General features: G+C 38.1%; 18 protein-coding genes and 1 other annotated feature. Of the genes, 3 read left to right on the top strand and 15 right to left on the bottom strand.

Annotated features, from left to right (window positions below):
* Nucleotides 1-92 precede the first annotated feature (92 nt).
* The 4 genes from IGJ49_RS12855 to IGJ49_RS12870 all read right to left on the bottom strand — a co-directional run bounded on the left by IGJ49_RS12855 (nucleotide 93) and on the right by IGJ49_RS12870 (nucleotide 8,361).
* Nucleotides 93-3,287: a DEAD/DEAH box helicase gene (locus IGJ49_RS12855; RefSeq protein WP_438723768.1), complete on the bottom strand. Its 3,195-nt coding sequence runs from the start codon at nucleotides 3,285-3,287 to the stop codon at nucleotides 93-95.
* Between the two features lie 18 nt (nucleotides 3,288-3,305).
* On the bottom strand, nucleotides 3,306-6,437 hold the full coding sequence (locus tag IGJ49_RS12860) for an AAA family ATPase (RefSeq protein ID WP_438723770.1): 3,132 nt from the start codon (nucleotides 6,435-6,437) through the stop codon (nucleotides 3,306-3,308).
* 6 nt (nucleotides 6,438-6,443) lie between these two features.
* Nucleotides 6,444-7,562: an exonuclease SbcCD subunit D gene (locus tag IGJ49_RS12865; protein ID WP_019723019.1), complete on the bottom strand. Its 1,119-nt coding sequence runs from the start codon at nucleotides 7,560-7,562 to the stop codon at nucleotides 6,444-6,446.
* A 163-nt stretch (nucleotides 7,563-7,725) separates the two neighbouring features.
* Nucleotides 7,726-8,361: a lysophospholipid acyltransferase family protein gene (locus tag IGJ49_RS12870; RefSeq protein WP_438723773.1), complete on the bottom strand. Its 636-nt coding sequence runs from the start codon at nucleotides 8,359-8,361 to the stop codon at nucleotides 7,726-7,728.
* Between the two features lie 131 nt (nucleotides 8,362-8,492).
* On the opposite strand from IGJ49_RS12870, the gene IGJ49_RS12875 reads away from it, so the two are divergent.
* Nucleotides 8,493-9,227, top strand: coding sequence for a tRNA1(Val) (adenine(37)-N6)-methyltransferase (locus IGJ49_RS12875; protein WP_010734235.1), 735 nt, complete (start codon nucleotides 8,493-8,495; stop codon nucleotides 9,225-9,227).
* Entirely contained in the window at nucleotides 9,217-9,504 is a 288-nt protein-coding gene (locus IGJ49_RS12880) for a GIY-YIG nuclease family protein (protein WP_349520362.1), read from the top strand. The genes IGJ49_RS12875 and IGJ49_RS12880 overlap by 11 nt, the downstream gene beginning before the upstream one ends.
* Before the next feature lie 121 nt (nucleotides 9,505-9,625).
* Here the strand turns inward: IGJ49_RS12880 and IGJ49_RS12885 are convergent, their stop codons facing one another.
* The 7 genes from IGJ49_RS12885 to hisS all read right to left on the bottom strand — a co-directional run bounded on the left by IGJ49_RS12885 (nucleotide 9,626) and on the right by hisS (nucleotide 18,640).
* Nucleotides 9,626-11,557: an acyltransferase family protein gene (locus tag IGJ49_RS12885; protein ID WP_438723776.1), complete on the bottom strand. Its 1,932-nt coding sequence runs from the start codon at nucleotides 11,555-11,557 to the stop codon at nucleotides 9,626-9,628.
* 394 nt (nucleotides 11,558-11,951) lie between these two features.
* Nucleotides 11,952-12,338, bottom strand: a complete 387-nt coding sequence (locus IGJ49_RS12890; protein WP_438723778.1) for a type II toxin-antitoxin system HicB family antitoxin — start codon at nucleotides 12,336-12,338, stop codon at nucleotides 11,952-11,954.
* Between the two features lie 34 nt (nucleotides 12,339-12,372).
* On the bottom strand, nucleotides 12,373-12,561 hold the full coding sequence (locus IGJ49_RS12895) for a type II toxin-antitoxin system HicA family toxin (RefSeq protein ID WP_010734231.1): 189 nt from the start codon (nucleotides 12,559-12,561) through the stop codon (nucleotides 12,373-12,375).
* Between the two features lie 1,526 nt (nucleotides 12,562-14,087).
* Nucleotides 14,088-14,234: a hypothetical protein gene (locus IGJ49_RS12900; RefSeq protein WP_155237725.1), complete on the bottom strand. Its 147-nt coding sequence runs from the start codon at nucleotides 14,232-14,234 to the stop codon at nucleotides 14,088-14,090.
* Nucleotides 14,235-14,483: 249 nt separating this feature from the next.
* On the bottom strand, nucleotides 14,484-15,359 hold the full coding sequence (locus IGJ49_RS12905; RefSeq protein WP_010734230.1) for a YitT family protein: 876 nt from the start codon (nucleotides 15,357-15,359) through the stop codon (nucleotides 14,484-14,486).
* Between the two features lie 207 nt (nucleotides 15,360-15,566).
* The gene (gene aspS, locus IGJ49_RS12910; protein ID WP_010734229.1) at nucleotides 15,567-17,333 is read right to left on the bottom strand and encodes an aspartate--tRNA ligase; all 1,767 of its coding nucleotides are present in this window, start codon (nucleotides 17,331-17,333) and stop codon (nucleotides 15,567-15,569) included.
* Complete coding sequence (gene hisS / locus IGJ49_RS12915; RefSeq protein ID WP_438723782.1) at nucleotides 17,333-18,640, bottom strand: histidine--tRNA ligase; 1,308 nt, start codon at nucleotides 18,638-18,640, stop codon at nucleotides 17,333-17,335. Before hisS ends, aspS begins: the two co-directional genes overlap by 1 nt.
* 65 nt (nucleotides 18,641-18,705) lie before the next feature.
* Nucleotides 18,706-18,917 (bottom strand) — a binding site (T-box leader).
* Between the two features lie 130 nt (nucleotides 18,918-19,047).
* Between hisS and IGJ49_RS12920 the strand changes: the two genes are divergently transcribed.
* Nucleotides 19,048-19,998, top strand: a complete 951-nt coding sequence (locus tag IGJ49_RS12920; RefSeq protein WP_349520359.1) for an aldo/keto reductase — start codon at nucleotides 19,048-19,050, stop codon at nucleotides 19,996-19,998.
* 157 nt (nucleotides 19,999-20,155) lie between these two features.
* Here the strand turns inward: IGJ49_RS12920 and IGJ49_RS12925 are convergent, their stop codons facing one another.
* From IGJ49_RS12925 to dtd, 4 genes are all read right to left on the bottom strand, one after another.
* The gene (locus IGJ49_RS12925) at nucleotides 20,156-20,428 is read right to left on the bottom strand and encodes a type II toxin-antitoxin system RelE family toxin (RefSeq protein WP_010734226.1); all 273 of its coding nucleotides are present in this window, start codon (nucleotides 20,426-20,428) and stop codon (nucleotides 20,156-20,158) included.
* Nucleotides 20,425-20,646: a type II toxin-antitoxin system RelB family antitoxin gene (gene relB, locus IGJ49_RS12930; protein ID WP_010734225.1), complete on the bottom strand. Its 222-nt coding sequence runs from the start codon at nucleotides 20,644-20,646 to the stop codon at nucleotides 20,425-20,427. The genes IGJ49_RS12925 and relB overlap by 4 nt, the downstream gene beginning before the upstream one ends.
* A 92-nt stretch (nucleotides 20,647-20,738) precedes the next feature.
* Entirely contained in the window at nucleotides 20,739-21,998 is a 1,260-nt protein-coding gene (locus IGJ49_RS12935; RefSeq protein ID WP_010734224.1) for a cytochrome P450, read from the bottom strand.
* 579 nt (nucleotides 21,999-22,577) lie between these two features.
* Nucleotides 22,578-23,024: a D-aminoacyl-tRNA deacylase gene (gene dtd, locus IGJ49_RS12940; RefSeq protein WP_010734223.1), complete on the bottom strand. Its 447-nt coding sequence runs from the start codon at nucleotides 23,022-23,024 to the stop codon at nucleotides 22,578-22,580.
* Nucleotides 23,025-23,035: the final 11 nt, after the last annotated feature.

A 23,035-nucleotide genomic window follows, 5' to 3' on the forward strand; every position in this document is an offset into this window, starting at 1 on the left:
GATCACTGCGCAGATTTGCGTGGCTATCTTCCTTGGCTTATTTACTGTTTCCTGTATAAGAGAGTAATTACTCAATAAATGATCTTTACGTTTTATTCGTCATTTTCACCAATACTTAGAATCAAACGAATATCGTCTTCTGTTAGTTTCGTCAATTGTTCTTCGTTTCCTTGGATTACTTTTTGGAACAATTCTCGTTTTTCTTGCTGTAAGGAATCCATTCGCTCTTCGATTGTTCCTTCAGCAATCATTCGCCATACTTCAACAACATTTTTTTGTCCAATACGATGGGCTCTTCCAGCAGCTTGTTCTTCGATCGCTGGGTTCCACCATAAATCATAAAGGATGACTGTATCTGCGCCAGTTAGATTTAACCCAGTCCCTCCTGCTTTAAGTGAAATAAGAAAGGCATCTTTTTCACCCGCGTTGAAAGCATCGACCATGGTTAAACGATCTTGTGCCTTTGTACTTCCTCGTAAATAAAAGGTACTTAGCCCTAATTCAGCTAATTCCTCTTGAAGGATCGTCAGCATACCCGTAAATTGGGAGAACAACAAGACACGACGGTTATTTTCTTTTGCAGCTAGTAATAAATCTTTTACTTGTTCTAACTTACCTGATCCACCTTGGTAGTCTTCTACAAACAAGCGAGGATCACAACAAATTTGACGTAAACGTGTCAGTCCTGCCAAGATGCCGATCCGATTCTTTTTGAACGACTCTGAATCCATAGCTGATACTTCTTCACGCATTTGTCTTAAATAAGCAAGGTACACTGTTTTTTGTTCTTCCGTCAACGCAGAATAAAGATTCATTTCAGTTTTTTCTGGTAAATCTTTGAGAACTGTTTGCTTATCTCGTCTTAAAACAAAAGGTCGGATCATTTGCGCGATTTCATCTGTCGTCAATTCTCTAAAACGTGTCCGATTCGGAAAGAATCCCGGCATGATTGTAGCAAATAGTGACCATAGTTCTTCAAGGCTATTTTCGATTGGTGTCCCACTTAAAGCAAAGCGCTGTGGAATATGCAACTCTCGTAAAGCTTGAGCAGTCTTTGTGCTGCTATTTTTCACCATTTGCGCTTCATCTAAGACTAAATAATTAATCGTCGATGATTGATATTCAGAAAGATCCTGACGTAAGCTCGCATAAGAAGTAACACGAATATCTACTTTTTCAGCTAACAAAGTTTCTCGCTCTTTCTTATTGCCATTGATCACTTGGACACTCAATGAGGGTGCAAACTTTTTCACTTCGGCTTGCCAGTTATAGATCAAACTCGCCGGTGCTACGATCAAGGCGTCCAACGCACCTTTTTCTTCTTTCTCCGAAAGCAGAAAAGCAATAGTCTGCAACGTTTTCCCTAGACCCATTTCATCAGCTAAAATGCCACCAAATTGATAATGACTTAACATTTTCAACCATTGGAAGCCTTGCTTCTGATAGTCTCTAAGCTCTGCTTGCAAATTCTTTGGTAAAGTGGCTTTGTAATTCGTAGGATCGATCAAGTCTTGAGTCATTTGTTGGAAAGAATCGCCAAAACTAGCATTACTTCCTGTAAATTGTTCTTTGATCATCAATCCTTGATTTTTTGGCACTTGGATAACGCCATCGTCTGAACGGATCGTATCTCTGAATTGTTGTAGGATTTTGCTTGTTTGTTGGAATTCTTCTGAATCAAACGATAATACCTGTCCACTTTCTAAGGTATAAAATGAATCATTTCTTAACAAACTCTGCAAAACATTGTCGATTTCATGCTCGTTGATTCCTGTCACATCAAAGCGGATATCTAGCCATGATCCTGTTTCTTCTACTTCGATCTGTGGTTGGTGTTTTTGTGCATCTAGATATAATTCCCGTAATTTTTTTCCTATACGGACTTCTCCAAATTGACGAAAAACAGCTAATTCTGTCCGGAAAAACTGATACAAAGCTTCACCTTCAGGTAATGGACGTTCGTAGCCCGTTTTATTTTTCCGGTAACGGTACATACGAAACAAATCAAGGACCCGCTGTTCTTGCGCCGTATCTCTCAATATTTCGGTAGTTTGCTCAGCAAGCGTTTCATGTCGTTCATCTGTGGAGAACACAACATCTCCATATACAAAATCGATCCTTGCTTGAATTTGCCCTTTCATTTTTTTAAAAACAAAGACAAACTCTACTGGAATATCTGCGACTTCTGCTGTCACTTCATCATCAATAGCAACGGTTCCTATCTGATCTAAAAGCGGTAAAATTTCTTTAAATAAAGAAGACAATTCTTTTTTATGAAAGGCAACTTCTGGCTCTTCAAAACGTTTCATCAGTTGCTTCCAAGTCAAATAGATCGTCTGTTGCTGTTTAGTCAAATGATAGATAGTACCTTGTCTGATCCCCCACTGATAGTGAGACAAGAACAAATCAAAGTCACTTACGGCAGTCAATTGATACTGTGTTTCTCTCTTCTTGACTTGAAAACTTAGCGGTTTCGTATCATCTGAAAACTGGATGCCATGATAAGTTTGATCATTGATCTGTAGTTTCAAACGTGTCGATTGATTCATACGCTCTAACAAAGATTTCGATTGATCGATTGGCAAAAGTAAGTAACGCTTGTCTAATTTCCCTTTTACCAAGACACCGTTTGCGCCTAATAATGTTTGTGTCTGTGCAATACCTGCGAATAGCTCCATTAGTTGTTGATCTTCTTGTTGGAAAACTCGGTGCTCTAAACGGAATTGATACTGTTTATTTACCGTATAGTTTTCTTCTTCTGTATACGCCTGTAGAAATTCATAAATATTTTTTACGATGTATGTCTTCTTAGGTGTTTCTAGAAAGCCCACACGTAGATAAACCGCCAAAATAGAAAGTTCTGGATGGTATTGATTGGTTTCGATCTGTTCGACATGATAATCGATCACTAAGGGTTGCAAGGATTTAGTAGAAGTCTTCCCTTTTAATCGGGCAAATCCTTTTGTCAATAGTTCTCCTTCACTGGTCTTTTTCGTTGGTTCGATCATTTTTTGATCTTTCTGCATGATACGAGAAAGTTGTTTCGATCGTAAATAAAGTTCTACTGCAACAGTGTGCTTGCAATAATGATGTTCTTCCCAGTATGGGCATTGACAGTAGTCGATTTCTTTTGCTGTACCATCTAAATCAACTAAATACAGCTCGCTACCTAAAACCTCTGCATGCCACACATTATCTTCTTGATCTGGGACAACCGATAACACACGGTCTTCTTGCAAATATTGACGCCCTCTTGCAATGACTTTTTCCGGAATACTCCATTTCATTGTTATCAATCTCCCTTCTTAACCAAAATGGTAGTGTATTTCACTCTGTCCACTACCTTTTGTATCAATTCGTATTTGTTGCAAGACACGTTCTTTCAACTCACGTACATGGCTGATGATCCCGATCATCCTGCCTTCGCTTTCAACTGTTTCTAATGCTTCCATCGCCATTTCCAAGGCTTCTTCATCCAGTGAACCAAACCCTTCGTCAATAAACAATGCTTCGATCGTGATTCCACCAGCTTGCGCTTGAATCACTTCTGCCAAGGCTAAAGCTAATGATAATGCAGCAATAAAGCTTTCGCCTCCGGATAAAGTATGCGATCCTCTGGTCGTTCCTCCTTCATCATCGTACACGTTGATCTCCAGGCCAGTCTTTCCGCGGTAGCTACCAACTTCTTCATCTAATTCAAACTGATAGCGGCTTTTTGTCAATCGTATCAGATGTTCATTAGCGACTTGCAAGACTTCTTGTAAATAAACTTGCAAGACATAACGTTCAATACTTGTTTTTTTAGGATTTTCGCCATTCATTGTCTGTGATAATTGTTGCAACTGGATCAATTCATCTAGTTGTTCCTGACTATTTTGATAACTTGTAGTAAATTCCATGATCACTTTCTGATTGGTTTTATACTCTTGTTGTAAGTGATAGATCAATTGTTGTTGCTCTTCAATGTGTTGTTTGATTTTTTCGATTCGTTCACTCAACACTGTCAAATCTTGGGATTTTTCATCATAAGTGACATGTGCCAATTGTTCTAAGCGAGTGGAAAGAACCAACTGTTTCGTTTGATAATCCTTGATCGTTGTTTTTCTATTTTCGTATGTGACTGTTTCTTTTAACAACGCTGCTATTGCTTCTTGCGAAGAAAAATCAGTGTGTTGCTCTAAGAAACTAGAGATTTTCCGTTGTTCTTTTTCATATTGAGCAATTGTCTTTTCGATTTGTTCAGTCAACGCTTCGATTTTAGTCGTCAAAACAGCTGATTCTTGCTGGAGTTTCTCACCTTGGGCCATTTGCTCTTCCAATTCTTGCTTGCTCTTGCTCGACTGTTCGGCTAATTGATCAGCTTCTTTTACTAAAGTATCAAGGTCTTCTGCTCCTAATTGTTGACTCAATCCTGCCATCTCACCTTGGAGTCGTTGGATTTTTTCATTATGGAGCATTTGTTGAGCTTTGATCTGTTCACTTTGTTCTTTGTTGCTGGCTAGTTCTTCCATGACCCTTACTTGTGCTTCTTCTGCTTTTTTGATTTCCTTTAAACGAGCATTGAGGGTTTTCTCTATTTCCGCCAACCCTTGAACAATATCTTCTTGGACATCTATTTGGAAGGTGGCTTTTAACTCTGTGTTCAAATAAATTGCTTGTTGATCCAACTGTTGACTCATTTCCACTTGTTGCTGGCTTAAACGAGCAAGCTGTTGGTTGATTTCTTCGATTTCTGCTTCTTTTCGACCAATTTCTTGATGCGTTTTTTCGATCGATTGTTCTGCTTGGACCATTTTTTCTTCAAGCACAGCTAAGTTTTCCTGCACTGATTCACGATTATCCGGTGTCAATGGATGCTCCGTTGCACCACATACTGGGCAAGGTTCACCAGGTATCAATAGGGTTTGTAAATAAGTAATTTGTTGCTTTGCCCAGTCGCTTTTACATTGATTGAACTCGTGTGTTTGTTGTTCAAGTAATCGTTGTTTTTCTACCAATTGCTCTGTTGTTTGTTCAAAGTACTGATGATTTTTTACTAGTTCTTTGTCAAGGTGATCAAGGTGTTGCTGTTGTTCACAGTAACGTTCCCCTTCTAAACGTAAACGTTCATAAACCAACTGTTTTTCTTGTAGTTCCCCTTGGGTTGCTAAAACGGTTTGACTCGTTTGTTGTCTTTCTTGAAGGATCAATTGCTGATCTGCCAGTTGTTGGATTTCTTGCTGTAACTCACTGACTTTTTTTTCCATTACGGAAAGTTCCGATTGTTTTTCTCTGAAAGTATCGGCCACTGGGATCAATCGTTGCTTTTCTTGGAGCGTTTGACTCATTTTTGCTATTTTTTGTTCGAGATTTTCTCGTACGTCCGCCTGTTCTTGCCATTTCTGTAAATCACTTGTCACCTTATTGCACGCAATAATTAGTTGCTGTTTCTCACTTTCCTGTGTGGTAAGTGATTCTTGATATTCTTGGCTACGTTCAAGCGGTGTGCGCAATTGCTGAGCAACTTCATAATGGGAAATCCATCTTTGGTGCTCCTCGATCACTTGTTGTTGCTCATTGAGCACTTGTTGTTCTGCTAATAATTGTTGCTTTTCTTCATAAGCAGATTTTTGATTTTTCCCGTGGTAGTAATCCGTCTCGCTGATTTTTTGTTCTTCTTTCAGTTGCTCTAATACTTCTTGCTCTGAGGCGAGCCTTGTTGAAACTTGATCTTGATACTCTTTCCACTCATTGATCACTGTCTCAAAAGATTGTAGACCAGCCGGTTGCTTCTCCTCATAGGAACTAAATTGCCTTTGCAATAAGACTAATTCTTGCTCTAAATGATCCAGTTCTTTTTGCTTGTTCTTGGCTTTTTCTTTCAATTGTTCGGTGAATCGTTGAAAGAATTGTGTGCCGAATAAGTTACGTAAAACTGTTTCTTTTTCACTACTAGAGGAAATCAAGAAATTCCGAAATTCTCCTTGCGGCAGTAAGACGATCTGTGAAAATTGTTTCGCATCTAAATTCAATAGTTCTTTGATTTCTTGATCGACTTCACTACGTTTTGTTAATTGTCGAATTTCTTTTCCTTTTTCATCAAAGATCGTTAAACTGACTTTTGCCGCCTGTTTTCTCATGCCCTCACCCTTGCGTTTAGCTAACAATTGTTCAGGCTTACGTTCGACTTCATAACGCAACTGTTGATGTTCAAACGAAAAAAAGACACTCGTTTCGTCTTCTGGTGTCGCAAATAATGACCGCATCTCTTTGCCAGACCGCAACCTTCCAGATGTTTCTCCAAAAAGCGCATAAGTCATGCCATCAAAAATCGTTGTTTTGCCAGCCCCTGTTTTTCCTGTAATCAAAAACAAGGCCGCTTGGGTCAATTTTGAGAAATCAATCGTTTCATCAATAAATGGGCCAAAATTTTTCAATCGTAACGTCTGTGGTTTCATACTTGATCATTCCGTTTCTGTGAGTTCTTGCAACGTTTCTTCTAACCAGCTCATTTGTTGTTCTGTCATCGGTTCATCCACCATTTCGGTAAAGAATGTTTCCGCGAGTTTCTTTGGTTGCTTGATTTCAAGTGTCTGTCGTTTGCTTGTGGAACGATGCCGTCCATTGACACGTTCGACACCAAGTATTCGAGGATAGATTGCTCGTAGTTGGTTCATCATGTTAGGAATAACTGCGCGATCTTTTAAATAAATCTGCAAATAATTTTCTCGGTTGATCGTATGGTAAAAACTTGGGTCTAATAATTCTTTAAAACTAGCAGTTACTTCAGCGATATCATACAAAGGTGTGATTTCTTGAAAATCCAACACCAAGGTGTCAGTTAGATCAACGATCCAAACACCTTTTTTCTGATTGATCTCTGAAAGTGAGAATTTAAGTGGCGAACCACTGTATCTAGCATTTTCTTGTTGCAAGGCTGCTTGATTATGAAGATGTCCTAAAGCGACATAATCAAATGGCTCCAATAAACTACCTGGAATCGCATCTAGTCCGCCCACTTCGATTTTTGTTTCTGAATCTGATTTCTTACTACCCGTCACAAAAAAGTGGCTGACCAGCACCTGTTTTTTTTCAGGATCAAAAGCGAGTTGCATCTGGTCAACTACTTTTTCCATTGCTTGTTGGACCGTGCGGATCGTATCATCTTCAAAATAACTTCTAGCAGAGATTGGTTCAAAATAAGGCAATAAGAAAAATTGAGTATTTTGATAGTCGATAGGTTGGAAAGCTTCAGCAAATCGGGTGTGTAAAAAGAATTTTGTTTGGCTGAACCATTCAGTTCCAGCAGATAATCGAACACTGCTATCATGGTTTCCTGAGATAGCGAAAATCGGGAATTTTTCGTTCAGGTTCCAGTCGATCATCAATCGATTGAATATCTCTACGGCTTCTACGGCCGGAATACTTCGATCATAGAGATCACCTGCAATAACGATCGCATCCACTTTTTCCTTTTTCGCAATCGTTAAAATCTCAGATAGTACATGTTCTTGCTCTTTAAGTAAATCGTAGCCCTGCAATTTTTTCCCTATATGCCAATCAGCTGTATGTAAAAAACGCATCTCATCACCTCAAAAAAATATCCTTCTTACTATTATAACACTTCCATCAAGGACATGACAGCTAGAATCAATTACAAAAAGGGGATTTTATAACAAAAAAAGCGATAAAGAAGCGGTGTCTTAGACAATCCGTTTCTTTTATCGCTCATCGAATAAAGAACAATTATTCTGTTTCATTCTTTTTTATGATCTCATATTTAAAATCAGGATTTACTTCCTTGTCTAGTTTATCAAATGCGGCTTGTGTGCGTCGCTCGATTTCTGCCATTCCTTCCTTGTCAGTTTTTTTGATATCTGACAAGTCGATCGGTTCACCAAAGCGAACAATCACTCGTTTGCGTTTGAATAGATCACCTAACGTGAAAGGTCCTTGATACACAGCTGGAACGATTTTTACTTTGGCCATTTTGGCAATTAACGCCATTCCACCTTTCAACTCAGTCGCATGTCTTGTCCCACTTGGAAACATGATCAATCCTAGATCGGTTGATTTTAGAATCTTGACAGGTGTCTTGATCACACTTGGTCCCGGATTGTCTCTTTTGACTGGAAAAGCATTCGAGCGTGTTAAGATAAATCGTAAAACAGGGTTTTTGAACAATTCTTCTTTCGCCATAAAACTAAACGATTTAGGTGATGCAGCAACAGCGAGATACAACGGGTCCCACCAAGTGCGGTGTGGTGCAACAAGTATGTAATTCTCGTCTTTTGGTAAGACTTCTTTATTTTCATAACGGGCATTGCCATTGATGACAGCTAAAATCACTTTAACGAGCCCGCGCATAAATCGATAGAACATATCCTCTTCCTTTCTTTACTTCTCGTTCCTATAGTATGCCTAAAAAAGACCGATTTGACAAGTTCTCTTGGTTCTTTTGAACAAAAATAGTATACTACATACGATTAGTTTTTTCATTTGGAGGGAATTAGATGCTTCACGAACATGAACGTATTGACCAATTATATGCAAAAGATATTAAGATTATCCAAAGTTCCCAAGTTTTTTCCTTTTCTTTAGATGCTGTATTGCTTGCTCATTTTGCTCGTGCGCCAAAAACCGGTCAAATCGTTGACCTTTGTTCAGGGAATGGTGCTGTCGGACTATTTTTAAGCAAACAAACACAGGCAAAGATCGATGCAATCGAACTACAGCCACGCTTAGCTGACATGGCTCGACGGAGCATTTCCTTGAATCATTTAGAACAACAAATGACCGTGCATACGATTGACTTAAAAGAAAGTTTATCGGTTGTCAGACACAACTCTTGTGACTTAGTCGTCTGTAACCCCCCTTACTTTAAAGGCTTACCTACAAACAAAAAAAATCCAAATGAGCATCTAGCAATTGCCCGACATGAGATCCATACAACGTTGGAAGAAGTGATCCAAATCTCCGGCAAGTTATTAAAAACAAATGGTCGCTTAGCTCTTGTACATCGCCCAGAACGTTTCTTAGAGATTTTGACCCTTATGCAAACCTATCAGATTGCACCGAAACGTGTTCAGTTTGTTTATCCTAAAGTAGGCAAAGAAGCAAATATTTTATTGATTGAAGGAATCAAGCAAGGAAAAGCCGATGGTTTCAAAGTGTCTCCACCTTTGTTCACCTACGATACGCAAGGTGAGTATACCCCTGAACTCCGTGAGATGCTTTATGGAGAATAACCATTACTTTTATGTGTTGCACTGCCAAGATAATACGTTCTATGGAGGATATACCACCGATTTGGCTCGTCGTTTACAAGAACATAATAATGGCACAGGTGCGAAATACACACGTTTGCAAAAAAGACGTCCTGTAAAAATGATCCATGCAGAAGGATACGCTACAAGAAGTGAAGCCACAAAAGCCGAAGCCACGTTCAAAAAACAAACACGTCGGCAAAAAGAAACCTATTTGAAGACACACCCTTCTCTTTCTTTACCTGATCAAACGGAGTAAAAAAATTTTAGAGAAAAAGAATGCCTCAACGAAAGATCGGAGAACGATTTTCGTTGAGGCACTTTTTTATAAGAGTTATCCTACTGCTCAGGTCAAAACATTGCTGTCACAACCCCAGTTTTTATTCACTTACTTGAGTACTATCAGATAGAGTGTCGCTCGTACTAGTCGAAGCAGTCTCACTCGTTTTACTTGTCTCTGATTCTTTTGTTCCACCTAATAGTGCTTCACTGACTAGATGGATATAATTCAACATACCATCTGGATTTGGATGGACTTGATCGTCATAGAACCATTCACTGTGACCGTTACTATAACCGTACCAATCAATCACTGTCATGTTATCATATTTCTTTTCCATTTCTGTGAGCATGGCGTTGACTTCATTTTGCCAGCGCTTCGTTGGTACGCGAACATTGACCCAGTAAACTTTGCGATCCCCGATCGCGTTCATCAAGCTATCAAATTGCGCCTCAGAAAAAGAGCCATTTGTTCCTAACCCAATTAATACCGTATCTTTCAATAGATCCCTATTTTTCAATTCTTCGATATAAGGAAGGCTTGTGTAGAGTTGACGACCGACATCGCCATCTACGACTACTTGCGGATATAGTTCTTTTAAATCTGCCGCAGCATCTAACATGACTGAATCACCAAATGCAGTCAGCTCTAGTTGTTGGGCTTTTTCCCCTTGCGCTTTGGTCAAATCATATTTATCCAAAATCGCTTGGTCAATAGGTGCTACATTATTTCCTTGATTATTCTGACTTTTTTCAGCTAGTTTTTTACTTTCAGCAATATTCTTTTGTAATTGCTCTTGGTCCGCTGTCACAGCATTTTTAGGTGCAGTGACGAACCCGACTAAGGCAATCGCTACGACTAAGGTTCCAGGGACCACCCATGGCTTTTTCCAACTGAAAATAGGTTTGGTGAACCAGCCTTTGACGATGCGAAACGTTTGGCTATAATCAAAGCGTGCCAATGGACGTTCGATAAAGCGGTACGACAGTTCACTGATCAATAAAATCAATGTGATTTCAATGACCGTGTGTAACAACACATGATCAGCGATACCTGATACTTTCGCTTCGTAAAAAATCATTACCGGAAATTGGTACAAGTAGATCCCATAACTTCGTTTACCGATCCAACTAAAGACCGGATTCGTCAACCAGCGATTCAAGCTCGCACCGGGATGCGCTGTGACTGCCACAAGAACCATACATAAAAGACTGACTAAAAAGAACCCGCCATAATAGATAAAGCTCAAATGGTCATCTAAGAAAAAGAAAAAGAGGATCAAAATGATCAACGAACTAAAACCCGCTAAATTCAATACTTTCTTTGCTTGTTTAGGGATATTTTTCTTCAATCGCGTACTTGGCCAAACAAAAGCCAATGCACTCCCCATCCAAATCGAGAACAAGCGAGTATCTGTCCCATAATACACACGGGTAGGATCGCCATTTGGCGAGTACAACACCATCATCAAAATCGCTGAAGCAATGGCTGTGCCCATAATGACATAAAAAATATTTTTTTTCTTACGGACAAATACCATGAGTAATACAAAAATGATCGGCCAGATCAGATAGTTCTGCGCCTCTACTGCTAAGGACCAAATATGGGTAAATGGCGACTCATTTGCAAAACGATCAAAATAGGATAATCCATTATTGATCTGCCACCAGTTATTGACATAGAATAAACTGCTGAGTACAACGCCCCGAAGATTATTCAACAATCCTCGCTGGAATAGCGTAATATATGCTGATGCAGTAATAAGCAAGAAAACGAGCCCAGGATACAGTCGTTTCATTCGCCGAACGTAAAATTGCCAAATATTGATTTTTCCATTTTGTTCCCACTCTTGTCGTAAGAGATCGGTAATAAGATAACCTGAAACGACAAAAAATATCGGAACTCCGAGGTAACCACCCTTCATACTTGTTGGCAACAAGTGGTATAAAATAACCCCGATGACCGCTAATGAACGAATCCCATCGAAGCCCGTGATATACCGGCTATTTTTTAATCTTTTTTGTTTTTCCATTCAATATTCCAACTTTTCATAAACTTTTTTCATTCGTAATATACGTGCATTACCAAAAAATAGCAAGCAAAAACTTCATAAAAGTTGCCACTTTATACTATAATCCCATAGTTCATCAAAAAAGAACACATTTTTAAGTAACTTTAACAAAATTTCAAATATAACAAGTTGGCTAATTGTTGCTTGGATAGGGTTTCATTATTTTCTATTATTTTTCGTTGATGGGCGAGAAATAATTGAATGATATCTACTCTTAACAAGGATAAACATCTATACTCCTTGGTTGCAAGCACTCTGTCACTCCTTTTCTATGATCACTTTAATAACTCATTCCTAATTATTACAAAAAAACATCACCTGTCCTTTAGCAGACAGATGATCGTTCTCTTTCGTATCATATATTTAATTTTTGAACCAAAGCTTCAGACATTGTTTTTGAAAAATTTATCCCTTCATTTGTTGCGCGCACATTTAACCAATGAGGAATTTTTATTGTCTTTTTATCTAGTTGGACATCTTTTAAGTAATCATTTAGATCCACAGAAATCAAAGTAGCAAATTCACGCTCAGAATCAATCGAAAGATCATTGATATTAGTTGGCTTTGGCAAAGATTTATTATTCTCAACTAAATCACCGAGCATGATCCCTAAAGCATCCGATGCAACTTCTAACCCCTCGATAATATCTTTTGATTGTGTCACTGCTCCTTCGATATCAGGAAAATAAATTCCATATCCAACAGGATCCTTTTCAAAAATAGCTGGATAAACTTTTTTCATTCATCTCCCCTTCTTTCGTAACAGCACAGCGGGCTTAAATGCCCACTGCTTTTCGAACAGAATCTTCTACTCTTCTAGATAACTCTTTTGAATGGCTAGTAAGGATAACAGGTCTAGGATGATCCTTTTTAGTGAATTTCCTATGTGAGCCCTTCCCACCTTTCACTTCAACAAAGCCAGCATCTTTCAGTAGCTTTTCTGCTTCTCTGATTGTCATGGGCATTGCACATACCTCTTTACTATTATATAATAATACGTACTGGGCGTACTGTAAAGTTGCAAACTATAGCTTCAACGAAAATAAAAATTCTCTTAAATTATTTTTAAAGTGAGCACATCCTATTATGTAATACTAGTCAATATCTATAATTTCAACTTGTTATTTCCCATGTCGTCTTCTTCAAAGTTACGAAAAACGCCAGAAATTTTTTTAATAATAATTCTTATGACATTCTGCATTCCTAATCGCAGCACACGAATAAAAATACTTTGTGTTTAATTGTATATTTAAAATAAGTGGGGTGGGAGAATCAGCAATGTTAAAATGAAAAATAAACTAGATTGCATAGTAGTTTGTTTATGCACTATTCATATTAGCAGATCGAATCACATTTTTTTGGTTTCCAATTAATATGAAAGGCTAGTTATTCATTGAATATTAATATTATTTATGATATAATTTAGCTACAAAGAAGAATTCTCATAGCTATAATCAAAAACCACTAGCGTGCAGGCTAGTGGTTTTCTTTTACGTTTCTATACGAATTAACGGGTAGGCTTACTGTCTTTTTTGGCAATTTTACAATCAAGCCATTGACAGAAGTAGTGTGCAGCTACCTCTGCTATGATTGCAAAAGTAAAATCAAGAAGAAACTTCATAGCTATAACCTCCTCCCCTTGCCAGAATAGGCCGGGGTAGCAGACAGCACAATTATTATACCATAACTGAAAATACAAATTTTAGTGTTGCCACTGATAGTTTTAGTGTCATTATTCTACAAGTGGCTACCGAAGTAAGAGAAAAAAACTACACTTTTTAACTTTTTTCAAAATAAGTGTTGCCATTTCAATTTTATGAACTCCAGGTTGTAGCATTTCCTCTGAAAATCCATCCCTTTCAAATGTAGTACCGTCTTTTGATTAAAAGGCTAGAGAAATTAATTCGAAGATATCCTCTTTAATGATTTGATCAATTTCCAAGTATTTAATAAGTATCTCTCCTTGTTTTGGAGGTTCGTTCGCCGGCTTCAAGACAATTCAATTGCACAGACAGATTGCTAACGGAACTGTCGTTAGATGCGCCGATTCTATTATTATGTGTTGAGACAAAAACAGGAATACGTTTAGAAATATCTTGTAGGACAGTATTTATTCTGTTGTTTAAAAACATATTATCAAAAGAAGACTCAGGCTCATCAATAAGAAGTAGATCCTATTTGAGTGAATCTTCTATTTTTCTGTGAAAATTATATTCTGCTCGTTGCTCCCCAGAAACGGGATTCAACTCTTTGTTTAATATGTCAATTTGCATTTTAACAAAGTATTTTACAAAGTCAGCATGCTCTAAAATATCTTTATTTTTTAAGCTTGTAGGTAGTCAAATGGTTGATCATAAAATTTAAAGACTTCAATAAAGGAAGTTCGCTTTTTGATTTTCTAATTGTAAAATCGTAAACTTCGGTTTCGTTCAATATCTTATCTTTTTGTAGTTCTTTGGTTATGTTATTGCACTCATTTATCATTTTTGTATCAATCAATTATTGTCACTTGTTTTAAGATATCTTCTTGCATATGTTTAGCAACCAAGCTAGGAGGAATTTTTTCTAACCCGTCTTGAACAGGTACATAGTCAAGGAAATTACCAATCGTCGTTAGGCCTACATCATCACTAGCCAATTCTACTAATCCAATTTGAATTGCATTGTGGCTATCTAAGATCAGGTAAGTGCTTCATATGATCATACTTCATAAATCTTATGAAAGAAGACGCCTTTTGTCTGTTGAAATATCGATAGCATAAATGATTATTTTCAATTCCTTAATCGCAACAATCATTTCTGGTATTCTAGCGACAAGAAGATCAAAAAAACACAGCGATAACCATTCAGTTATCCACTGTGTTTTATCTAACTAGTTTACTAAAATCTAAATCCCATCTTCATAAAAACGTCCGAGAATTTGAACATTTTCCGCAATACTGACAAATGCTTGCGGGTCAGAAGATTTCATTGCTTCACGTAACAAAGGAAGCTCATAGCGAGTAACGATCGTCATTAAGACTGTTTGTTTATCGTGCTTGTACGCACCTTCTGCTTCATTGATGATCGTGATCCCACGACGCATACATTTTTGGATGGCTTCGATCACTGCTTCAGGATGTTTAGTCACGATCATGACTTGCATCTTTTTTTGTTTCGTATAGACGACATCCGTCACTTTACCACTCACAAAAATCGACAAAGCACTATAAAACATATACTGCCAGCCGAAGAGCAAGCCCGCTACGAAAACAATCAGTGCATTGAAATAAATGGAAATCGAACCGATGGATCGACCTGTTTTTTTACGGATCGTAATACTCACGATATCTAATCCGCCAGAAGACAAACCATTTTTTAATGCTAAACCAATACCAACCCCATTGACGGCACCACCGAATATCGCACAAATGATCGGATCAGTCGAAAGAATCGTTTGTGGCAAAAGATGGATACTAAGCGAGGTTAATGTCACAGTGATAAATGTAAAAATCGTAAATTTCTTTCCAAGTTTAAACCAAGCTAAAAAAAATAACGGGATATTCAATAAATATAATGTGGTTGAAACAGGGATTTCAAAACCAATCACTGATTTAGAAAGGGTCGTTAAGATTTGTGCAAGACCGGTTATCCCACTTGAATAGATGTTTCCTGGTTGATAAAAAAAGTTCAATGCAACTGAAGCAATCAGAGCATAGACGATCGACACCGAAAGTTTGGTCGTATAATCATGATACGCCCAATTTTCGAAAGTTTTTTTCATGAAAAAAGCCTCGCTTTATCTGGTATGCCCTTATTATATGATCTTTTAGAATATAATCAAGAGACTTCTTTGAAAAAAAGATTGGAAATTCCAATATAAGAGAAAAAAAGGTTGCTCCAGTGTCACTAGCACGAATCAATCGCGACTTATCAGTGACTCCTTCACAACCTTGGTATTCCTATGAAAATAACTTCTCTTTCTTATTTGTTATTCAACATCTGTAACATCGATGTTCAATTCAAATAATTGAAGATCAGAAACAGTACTTGGCGCATCACTCATGACATCAGCTGCTTTACCATTTTTAGGGAAAGCAATCACTTCACGAATGTTTTCTTCACCTGCAAGCAACATCACAAAGCGATCAAGTCCCAAGGCAATTCCTCCATGTGGTGGGAAGCCATAGTCTAATGCACTTAATAAGAAACCAAATTGCTCTTCCATTTCTTCTTCAGAAAAGCCTAGTGTTTTTAATACTTTTTCTTGTAATTCTCTTGTATGGATACGTAACGATCCCCCACCTAATTCATAGCCGTTCAAGACGATGTCATACGCTTCTGCGTAGACTTTTGCCGGATCAGTTTCCAATAACTCGACATCGGATGCTTTAGGCATCGTAAACGGATGATGCGCGGAAACATAGCGGCCTTCTTCTGCTGAATATTCAAATTGTGGCCATTCTGTCACCCATAAGAAATTGAATTTTGATTCGTCGATCAAGTCTAATTCTTTTCCTAAGCGAGAACGAATCGCTCCAAGAGTGGCTGCAACGATTTCTTCTTTGTCTGCACCAAACAATAAAATATCTCCAACTTCAGCGTTTGTTGCTTGGATCAATGCTTCAGATGCCTCGCCCATAAATTTCGCAATAGGCCCTTTCAAGCCATCTTCTTCTACTTTTAACCAAGCTAGTCCTTTTGCGCCAAACTGAGTGGCATATTGTCCAAGATTATCTAAATCTTTACGTGAATACTTGCTTGCTGCATTTTTCGCATTCAGCGCTTTGACCACTCCGCCATTTTCAAGTGCCATTTGGAAGACTTTAAATTCAACGTCTTTCACAACCGTGCTCAAGTCGATCAATTCCATGTCAAAACGTGTATCAGGTTTGTCACTTCCATAACGGCTCATTGCTTCATCATATGTCATACGAGGGAATGGTAAAGTGACTTCGATACCACGTACCTCTTTCATCACTTTAGCAATCAATCCTTCTGTATAAGTTTGGATTTCTTCAGCGGTCAAGAAAGTCGTTTCAATATCGACTTGTGTAAATTCTGGTTGACGGTCGCCACGTAAATCTTCATCACGGAAACAACGAACGATTTGATAGTAACGATCAAATCCAGCATTCATCAATAATTGTTTGAACAACTGTGGTGACTGTGGTAAAGCATAGAAATGCCCTGCATGGATACGAGAAGGTACTAAGTAATCTCTCGCGCCTTCTGGTGTTGATTTGCCCAAATAAGGTGTTTCAATATCCAAGAAATCATGGTCATCCAAGTAATGACGGATTGCTTTCGTTGTGTCGTTGCGCAATTTGATATTGTTCGTCATTTTTGGACGACGTAAATCAAGATAACGATACTTCAAACGAATCTCATCACTGATCGTTTGTTCATCCTCAATCAAGAAAGGTGGTGTTTTGGCTTGATTCAAGATAATGATTTCATCCGCGATGATCTCAAATTCACCCGTTGCCATTTTAGGATTGATTGCCAATTCATCCCGATTTTTTACTGTACCTGTCACTTCAATGACATATTCACTACGGCATTTATCTGCGATTTCCCATGCTTCTTTATTGATTTCTGGATTAAAGACAAGTTGAACGATCCCTTCACGATCACGTAAATCGATAAAGATCACGCCACCTAAGTCACGTCTTTTTTGTACCCAACCTTTTAATGTAACTGTTTGTCCTAACTGCTTTTCTGAAACCAGTCCACAGTAAACTGTTCGTTGTGCCATCATTTTTCCTCCTGTTCAGTAGATAATGTCATTTCATCATAGACTTTATCAAAGTGTTCATAAATATCTTCTAGTGCAAAGCTTTTCTCTGTACGATTAGCCATTGATTTGACGTTGATCGTTTGATTTGCTAGTTCATCCGCACCAATCACCAAGACCAACTTCGCATCGGCTTTGTCTGCTGTCTTAAATTGTGCTTTGGCTTTACGTCCCATAAAATCACGATCTGCGGAAAAACCAAAATCACGGATTGCTTGAACGATTTTCAACGCTTCGATATTTGTTTCTTCGCCTAGTGCCACCACATAGGCATCTAATGTATTCATTACAGGGACAGCTACTTCTTCTGCCTCCATCGTTAATAAAATACGTTCGATCCCCATCGCAAAACCAAATCCTGGTGTCGCTGGTCCGCCTAGTTCTTCGACCAAGTTGTCATAACGGCCACCCGCACAAATCGTTGCTTGTGCGCCCATTTTAGGTGCGTCACTCATCACTTCAAAAATCGTATGCGTATAATAATCTAACCCACGAACCATATTGCTGTCGATTTCATAAGGTACATCTAACGCATCCAACATGGCAATCACTGTATCAAAATGTGCTTTTGCTGTTTCACTTAAATAATCTAAGATTGAAGGCGCTTCTGCTACGAATTTTTGATCACGTTTGTCTTTACTATCCAATACACGCAATGGATTTTCATGTAAACGACGTTGTGAATCTTCGCTTAATTCTGCTTCAAACGGTACAAGGTAATCGATCAACGCTTGACGATACGCTTGTCGCGTTTCTTGATCGCCTAAAGAGTTGATCACTAAACGGATTTGACTGATTCCTAATTGTTCGAAGAAGTCTAATGCCATCACCATGCTTTCAACATCCGTCGCAGGATTGTCTGAGCCAAATGCTTCGACACCGATTTGATGGAATTGACGTAAACGACCTTTTTGCGGGCGCTCATAACGAAACATTGGTCCCATATAAAATGTTTTGTAAGGTTTTGTATATTCTGGTCCAAATAATTTATTCTCAACAAATGAACGAACGATTGGTGCAGTTCCTTCTGGACGAAGCGTAACATGACGCTCGCCTTTGTCATAAAAATCATACATTTCTTTTGAAACGATATCAGTCATATCCCCTACACTACGAGCAATCACTTCATAATGCTCAAAAATCGGCGTGCGGATCTCATTATATTGATAATCTTTAAATAATAAACGGGCAGTTTCTTCAACAAATTGCCATTTTTCAGATTCTCCAGGTAAAATATCATTTGTTCCTTTTGGTCTTTGGAAGCTCATCTTTTTCTCTCCTTTTCTTCACGCTATGTAATCAATGCAAACAAAAAACACCCTTGTTCGCCATGAACAAGGGTGAATGATTATTTCATACACGGTACCACCTATATTTGAAAGATTGCTCTTTCCTCTCACGATTAACGCTCGTTTACGGGACGGCTTTGCACGCGTCCATCTCCAGAGTGTCTTTCAGAAACTACTTGTTTTAGATCGCTCTCAGCCACGACGATCCTCTCTTATAAAGCATTTAGTTACCTACTCGCTCTTTCATCGATATTTAGATATTAATTATAACCTACTAAAAACACAGCGCAAAGTCAAGTAGATTCTTATTGATTTCTTTTTTAAAGTCATTTTGATTTAGCTTTTTTTCTTTTTGATTTAGACTAAATAAAAAAGGAGGTAAAAAAATGTCAGAAGTAAAAATTGGTCATTCTCAAGTATATGCCGAAGCAATCGGCTTAGGTGCAAATGCCGTCGGAGGGCACAATCTTTTTTCAGGATTAGCGGATGAAACTGGAAAAGAAGTCGTCAGAGCTGCCTTAGATAATGGCTTGAACCTTATTGATACTGCTTATATTTATGGCGAAGGTCGTTCGGAACAATTGATTGGAGAAGTCTTGCAAGAACCGGCTTATGATCGTTCCCGTATTATTATTGCCACCAAAGCAGCACATCTTCCAGATCAACCGAAAAAATTTGATAACTCTCCTGAATTTTTGAAGAAATCAGTCGATGAAGCGTTAGAACGTCTGCAAACAGATTATATCGATATTTTTTATATCCATTTTCCAGATGAAGCAACACCTAAAAATGAAGCAGTTGCCGCTTTACACGAACTAAAAGAAGCAGGGAAGATCCGTGCTATCGGTGTGTCTAATTTCACTTTAGAGCAATTGAAAGAAGCCAACCAAGACGGCTATGTCGATATCGTACAAGATCAATTCAGTTTGATCCATCGCACAGCGGAAAAAGAATTATTCCCTTACCTCGAAGCTAACGAGATTGGTTTTGTGCCTTATTTCCCACTTGCTTCAGGTTTATTGACTGGCAAGTATGATCTAGAAAGTCCAAAACATTTTTATGAAGATGATCCTAGAAAGAACAAACCAAACTTTCAAGGTGAACGATATGAACAAATCATCACAGCGGTCGATCAACTCAAACCGCTTGCTGAAAAGTACCAAGCAACTACTGCTCAATTAGTCTTAGCTTGGTATATCGCGCACCCGCGGATTTCATTTGTCATTCCTGGCGCAAAGAAACCCGAACAAGTCGCAGACAATGCCAAAGCTTTGGATATTCATTTATCTTTAGAAGATGCCCAAACAATCGATCAGTTATTCCGAGAGTTTAAATAATACTCAAAAACAGCCACATCAAGAAAATGATGTAGCTGTTTTTTTATAAATGATACAGTAAGCCTCGACTATTTGAATAGGGCTAAAATTGGTTGAAAGAAGTTAATTTTTGGTTGAATAACTTCCATTCAAATTAATCAAATCTATACATAAAACACTATTTATAGATGTCATTTCGATGACCAATTTGTACGATCAAAATCGTTATCACTTCATCATCTATATCTGCAATGATCCGATAATTCCCCACTCTATAACGCCATTCGCCACTCCTATTCGCTACTAACCCTTTACCATATTGTCTGGGGTTATCTGTATTGATAAGATTTTTTTCTATCCATGATAGTATCAAAGAAGCTTGAAATTTATCCATTTTTTTCAATGCTTTTTGTGCACCTTTTTCATAACGGACAAGATATTGCTTCCTCATAATCCTAGTTCTCTTTTCATTTCTTCATGCGAGATACTTTCATCAAGACTCTTATGATCTTTCATCGCTTTATTATAGATATCCATATCAATCTGATCTTCTAGCGTTTCTAATAAAGTTGTCCTTGCCAATTCTGAAACGGTCATTCCATTCAAATCAGCCATTGCTAACATAAATGCTTTTTCTTCGTCTGATACACGAAACGTAATATTACTCATACCTTGACACCTCCTGTATACATTTGTATTACATATCTATATCGTAATACAAATGTATACAACTGTCAATAAAATACTGTATTGCCCCCACGTTACTCTTTATATAACAATCCTCGACTATTTGGATAAGTCGGAAATTGATTGAATGGAATCGTCCAGTCTTGTTCTGGCACAGAAAAGGCAAAACGATTCACTAATTGATCGGAAAAAACGCGTAAACTATGCAACGTGATCCATTCACCTGCGCATCGGTGCATTTTTCGGAAGTCACCGCCACCTTGTGCAATCATCTCATACTCTTCTTCATAAGAGATTTTTTTCGCTTTACCAATATACCGTTTGATCAAAAATGCCTCTGGTGAATCCACTGTCCGTTCATCATGATTTGTTCCATACAAATCTAAGATCACCCAACTGTCTTTAGGGATGCGATAGCCGTCTACTTCTACATCTTGCAAAGCAAAGGCGGGTAACATTGGGAAAAATGGGTAATACCGACGCATCTCCTGAATAAAAGGATCTTGCAGTTCCTTAAAATCGTTTTTTAGTTGTTGATAGAGATCTGGTCGGCTGAAAAGAGCATGCCCCATCAACGCCGCCCATACGGTCAATGCCACGGTCGGCCGAATGATATTCAATAATTCTACCGACGCAATATCCAAAGGCAAAAGATTACCTTTAAGGTCAGTCGCATTCGCAAAAGCATAAAGCGCTACATTTTCTTTTCCGGCTACTGGATTTTCTCGTGCTTCTTCCAACAACTCTTGTGCCCATTTTTCTGATTTTTTCCGATTTTCTACACCTTTAAAATGATCGAGTGGCGAAGTGACTGTCCCACTGATCATAGAGATCTGATAATCTGCCAGTTGGTTGATCTCTTCTTCTGAATAATCCGCTAAGTTGATTCCTGACCATTCACAGATGGCGGTAAAAAGTACTTTTTTACTCAGGTCAAATAACTCAAAAGTACCATGTTGTTGTTCCAATTCATGTGCCAATACTCGATCCAATATTTGATGATAGTCTTCCATTCGCTCTGGTGTCATCAAATCCATAAAAATTGCTTTACGGTGATGATGCTCCGCGCCATCTAAAGACTGCACACCGTCCTTTCCAAATAATGTTTTTTGGACCATTTTAGGCATTGCGCCTTCTCGTTTGAAATTTCTTGGATCATAAAAATGTTTCGCTGCCTCTTCTCCATAGATGATCACAGCTTCCTTATTGAATATCTTTGCTTTCACAACAGGTGATTGGGCTTCTTCTCTTAGCTTTCCAAGCATTTTGTAGCCCTCGTTATAGTATTTTTTGATTTCGGTCATTTTGATATCGACCACGGGAATTTCTTGCATATTTTTTGCTCCTCCTAATAAATAACTTTAGATATTATTAGGATACTCCTTGTACAATAAAACTGACAAAAGAAGTGTTTGAGACAAAGCCATACCATTTATTTCTCTTGAGCTGCCTAACCTCGAATAAAAGGCTTCCTCATCACTAATAAGATTTCATTATAACGTTCTGTGACTCTGTCATTCACCTCATTCCTTCGTCTAGCTTTGTAGTCAACTCGTGAAATGCCTCTTTGAACCGCACGTCTTTTCTAGCATGTTTGTAAAAAGACAAAACATAGACATCATAAAATAAATTATAGCTTCTAAAGGAATATTTTACTTGCAACTAAAAGATATAATGGCATTCTAAAGTAGTGAAAGGGACTTCTTTGATCAATTTTTTGTCTGGTATTGCCCAGTAATCAAAGCCATTATCATAGCGGTGGGAAAGTATCTCGTCTATCGTTGTCTGATTTCTCTCATCTCAGTAATACTAACGAACAAAAAATAAAAATGGCTGCCAAAATGAGGGAGAATAAAAAAAGTCTGATTTTGAGAAACTTCATCAAAATCAGACTGATCTTTTTTATTCATTTATCATTTATTTTGAGAATCAATAATGATCGTCACTGGGCCATCATTCACAAGAGAAACCGCCATATCTGCACCAAATTCTCCTGTTTCAACTGTGATTCCTCGTTGTCTTAGCCCTTCGTTAAATGCTTCATATAAAGGAATCGCTGTTTCCGGACGTGCTGCTGCGATAAAACTTGGTCGATTGCCTTTTTTTGTGTCTGCAAAAAGAGTGAATTGAGAAATACTCAACAGCGCTCCTTTGACATCTTCAATACTTAAATTCATTTTTCCTTGTTCATCTTCAAAGATACGCATCTGGGCAATTTTTTTGATCAAATAATCGACGTCTTTTTGCGTATCTGTATCATGAACACCTAGCAAAATCAACAAGCCATGATCGATACGCCCCACTTCTCGTTCGTTGATCGACACAGCTGCTTGACTCACTCGTTGGATCACTGCGCGCAAAGTACTACCTC

It is taken from the genome of Enterococcus sp. AZ171 (assembly GCF_051714005.1).
GTDB lineage: Bacteria > Bacillota > Bacilli > Lactobacillales > Enterococcaceae > Enterococcus_B > Enterococcus_B pernyi.

Bases quoted from the DNA above. Each gene is read 5' to 3' on its own strand.
- IGJ49_RS12855 (WP_438723768.1), bottom strand. From the start codon at position 3,287: ATGAAATGGAGTATTCCGGAAAAAGTCATTGCAAGAGGGCGTCAATAT.
- IGJ49_RS12860 (WP_438723770.1), bottom strand. From the start codon at position 6,437: ATGAAACCACAGACGTTACGATTGAAAAATTTTGGCCCATTTATTGAT.
- IGJ49_RS12865 (WP_019723019.1), bottom strand. From the start codon at position 7,562: ATGCGTTTTTTACATACAGCTGATTGGCATATAGGGAAAAAATTGCAG.
- IGJ49_RS12870 (WP_438723773.1), bottom strand. From the start codon at position 8,361: ATGTTCTATCGATTTATGCGCGGGCTCGTTAAAGTGATTTTAGCTGTC.
- IGJ49_RS12875 (WP_010734235.1), top strand. From the start codon at position 8,493: ATGCTTCACGAACATGAACGTATTGACCAATTATATGCAAAAGATATT.
- IGJ49_RS12880 (WP_349520362.1), top strand. From the start codon at position 9,217: ATGGAGAATAACCATTACTTTTATGTGTTGCACTGCCAAGATAATACG.
- IGJ49_RS12885 (WP_438723776.1), bottom strand. From the start codon at position 11,557: ATGGAAAAACAAAAAAGATTAAAAAATAGCCGGTATATCACGGGCTTC.
- IGJ49_RS12890 (WP_438723778.1), bottom strand. From the start codon at position 12,338: ATGAAAAAAGTTTATCCAGCTATTTTTGAAAAGGATCCTGTTGGATAT.
- IGJ49_RS12895 (WP_010734231.1), bottom strand. From the start codon at position 12,561: ATGCCCATGACAATCAGAGAAGCAGAAAAGCTACTGAAAGATGCTGGC.
- IGJ49_RS12905 (WP_010734230.1), bottom strand. From the start codon at position 15,359: ATGAAAAAAACTTTCGAAAATTGGGCGTATCATGATTATACGACCAAA.
- aspS (WP_010734229.1), bottom strand. From the start codon at position 17,333: ATGGCACAACGAACAGTTTACTGTGGACTGGTTTCAGAAAAGCAGTTA.
- hisS (WP_438723782.1), bottom strand. From the start codon at position 18,640: ATGAGCTTCCAAAGACCAAAAGGAACAAATGATATTTTACCTGGAGAA.
- IGJ49_RS12920 (WP_349520359.1), top strand. From the start codon at position 19,048: ATGTCAGAAGTAAAAATTGGTCATTCTCAAGTATATGCCGAAGCAATC.
- IGJ49_RS12925 (WP_010734226.1), bottom strand. From the start codon at position 20,428: ATGAGGAAGCAATATCTTGTCCGTTATGAAAAAGGTGCACAAAAAGCA.
- relB (WP_010734225.1), bottom strand. From the start codon at position 20,646: ATGAGTAATATTACGTTTCGTGTATCAGACGAAGAAAAAGCATTTATG.
- IGJ49_RS12935 (WP_010734224.1), bottom strand. From the start codon at position 21,998: ATGCAAGAAATTCCCGTGGTCGATATCAAAATGACCGAAATCAAAAAA.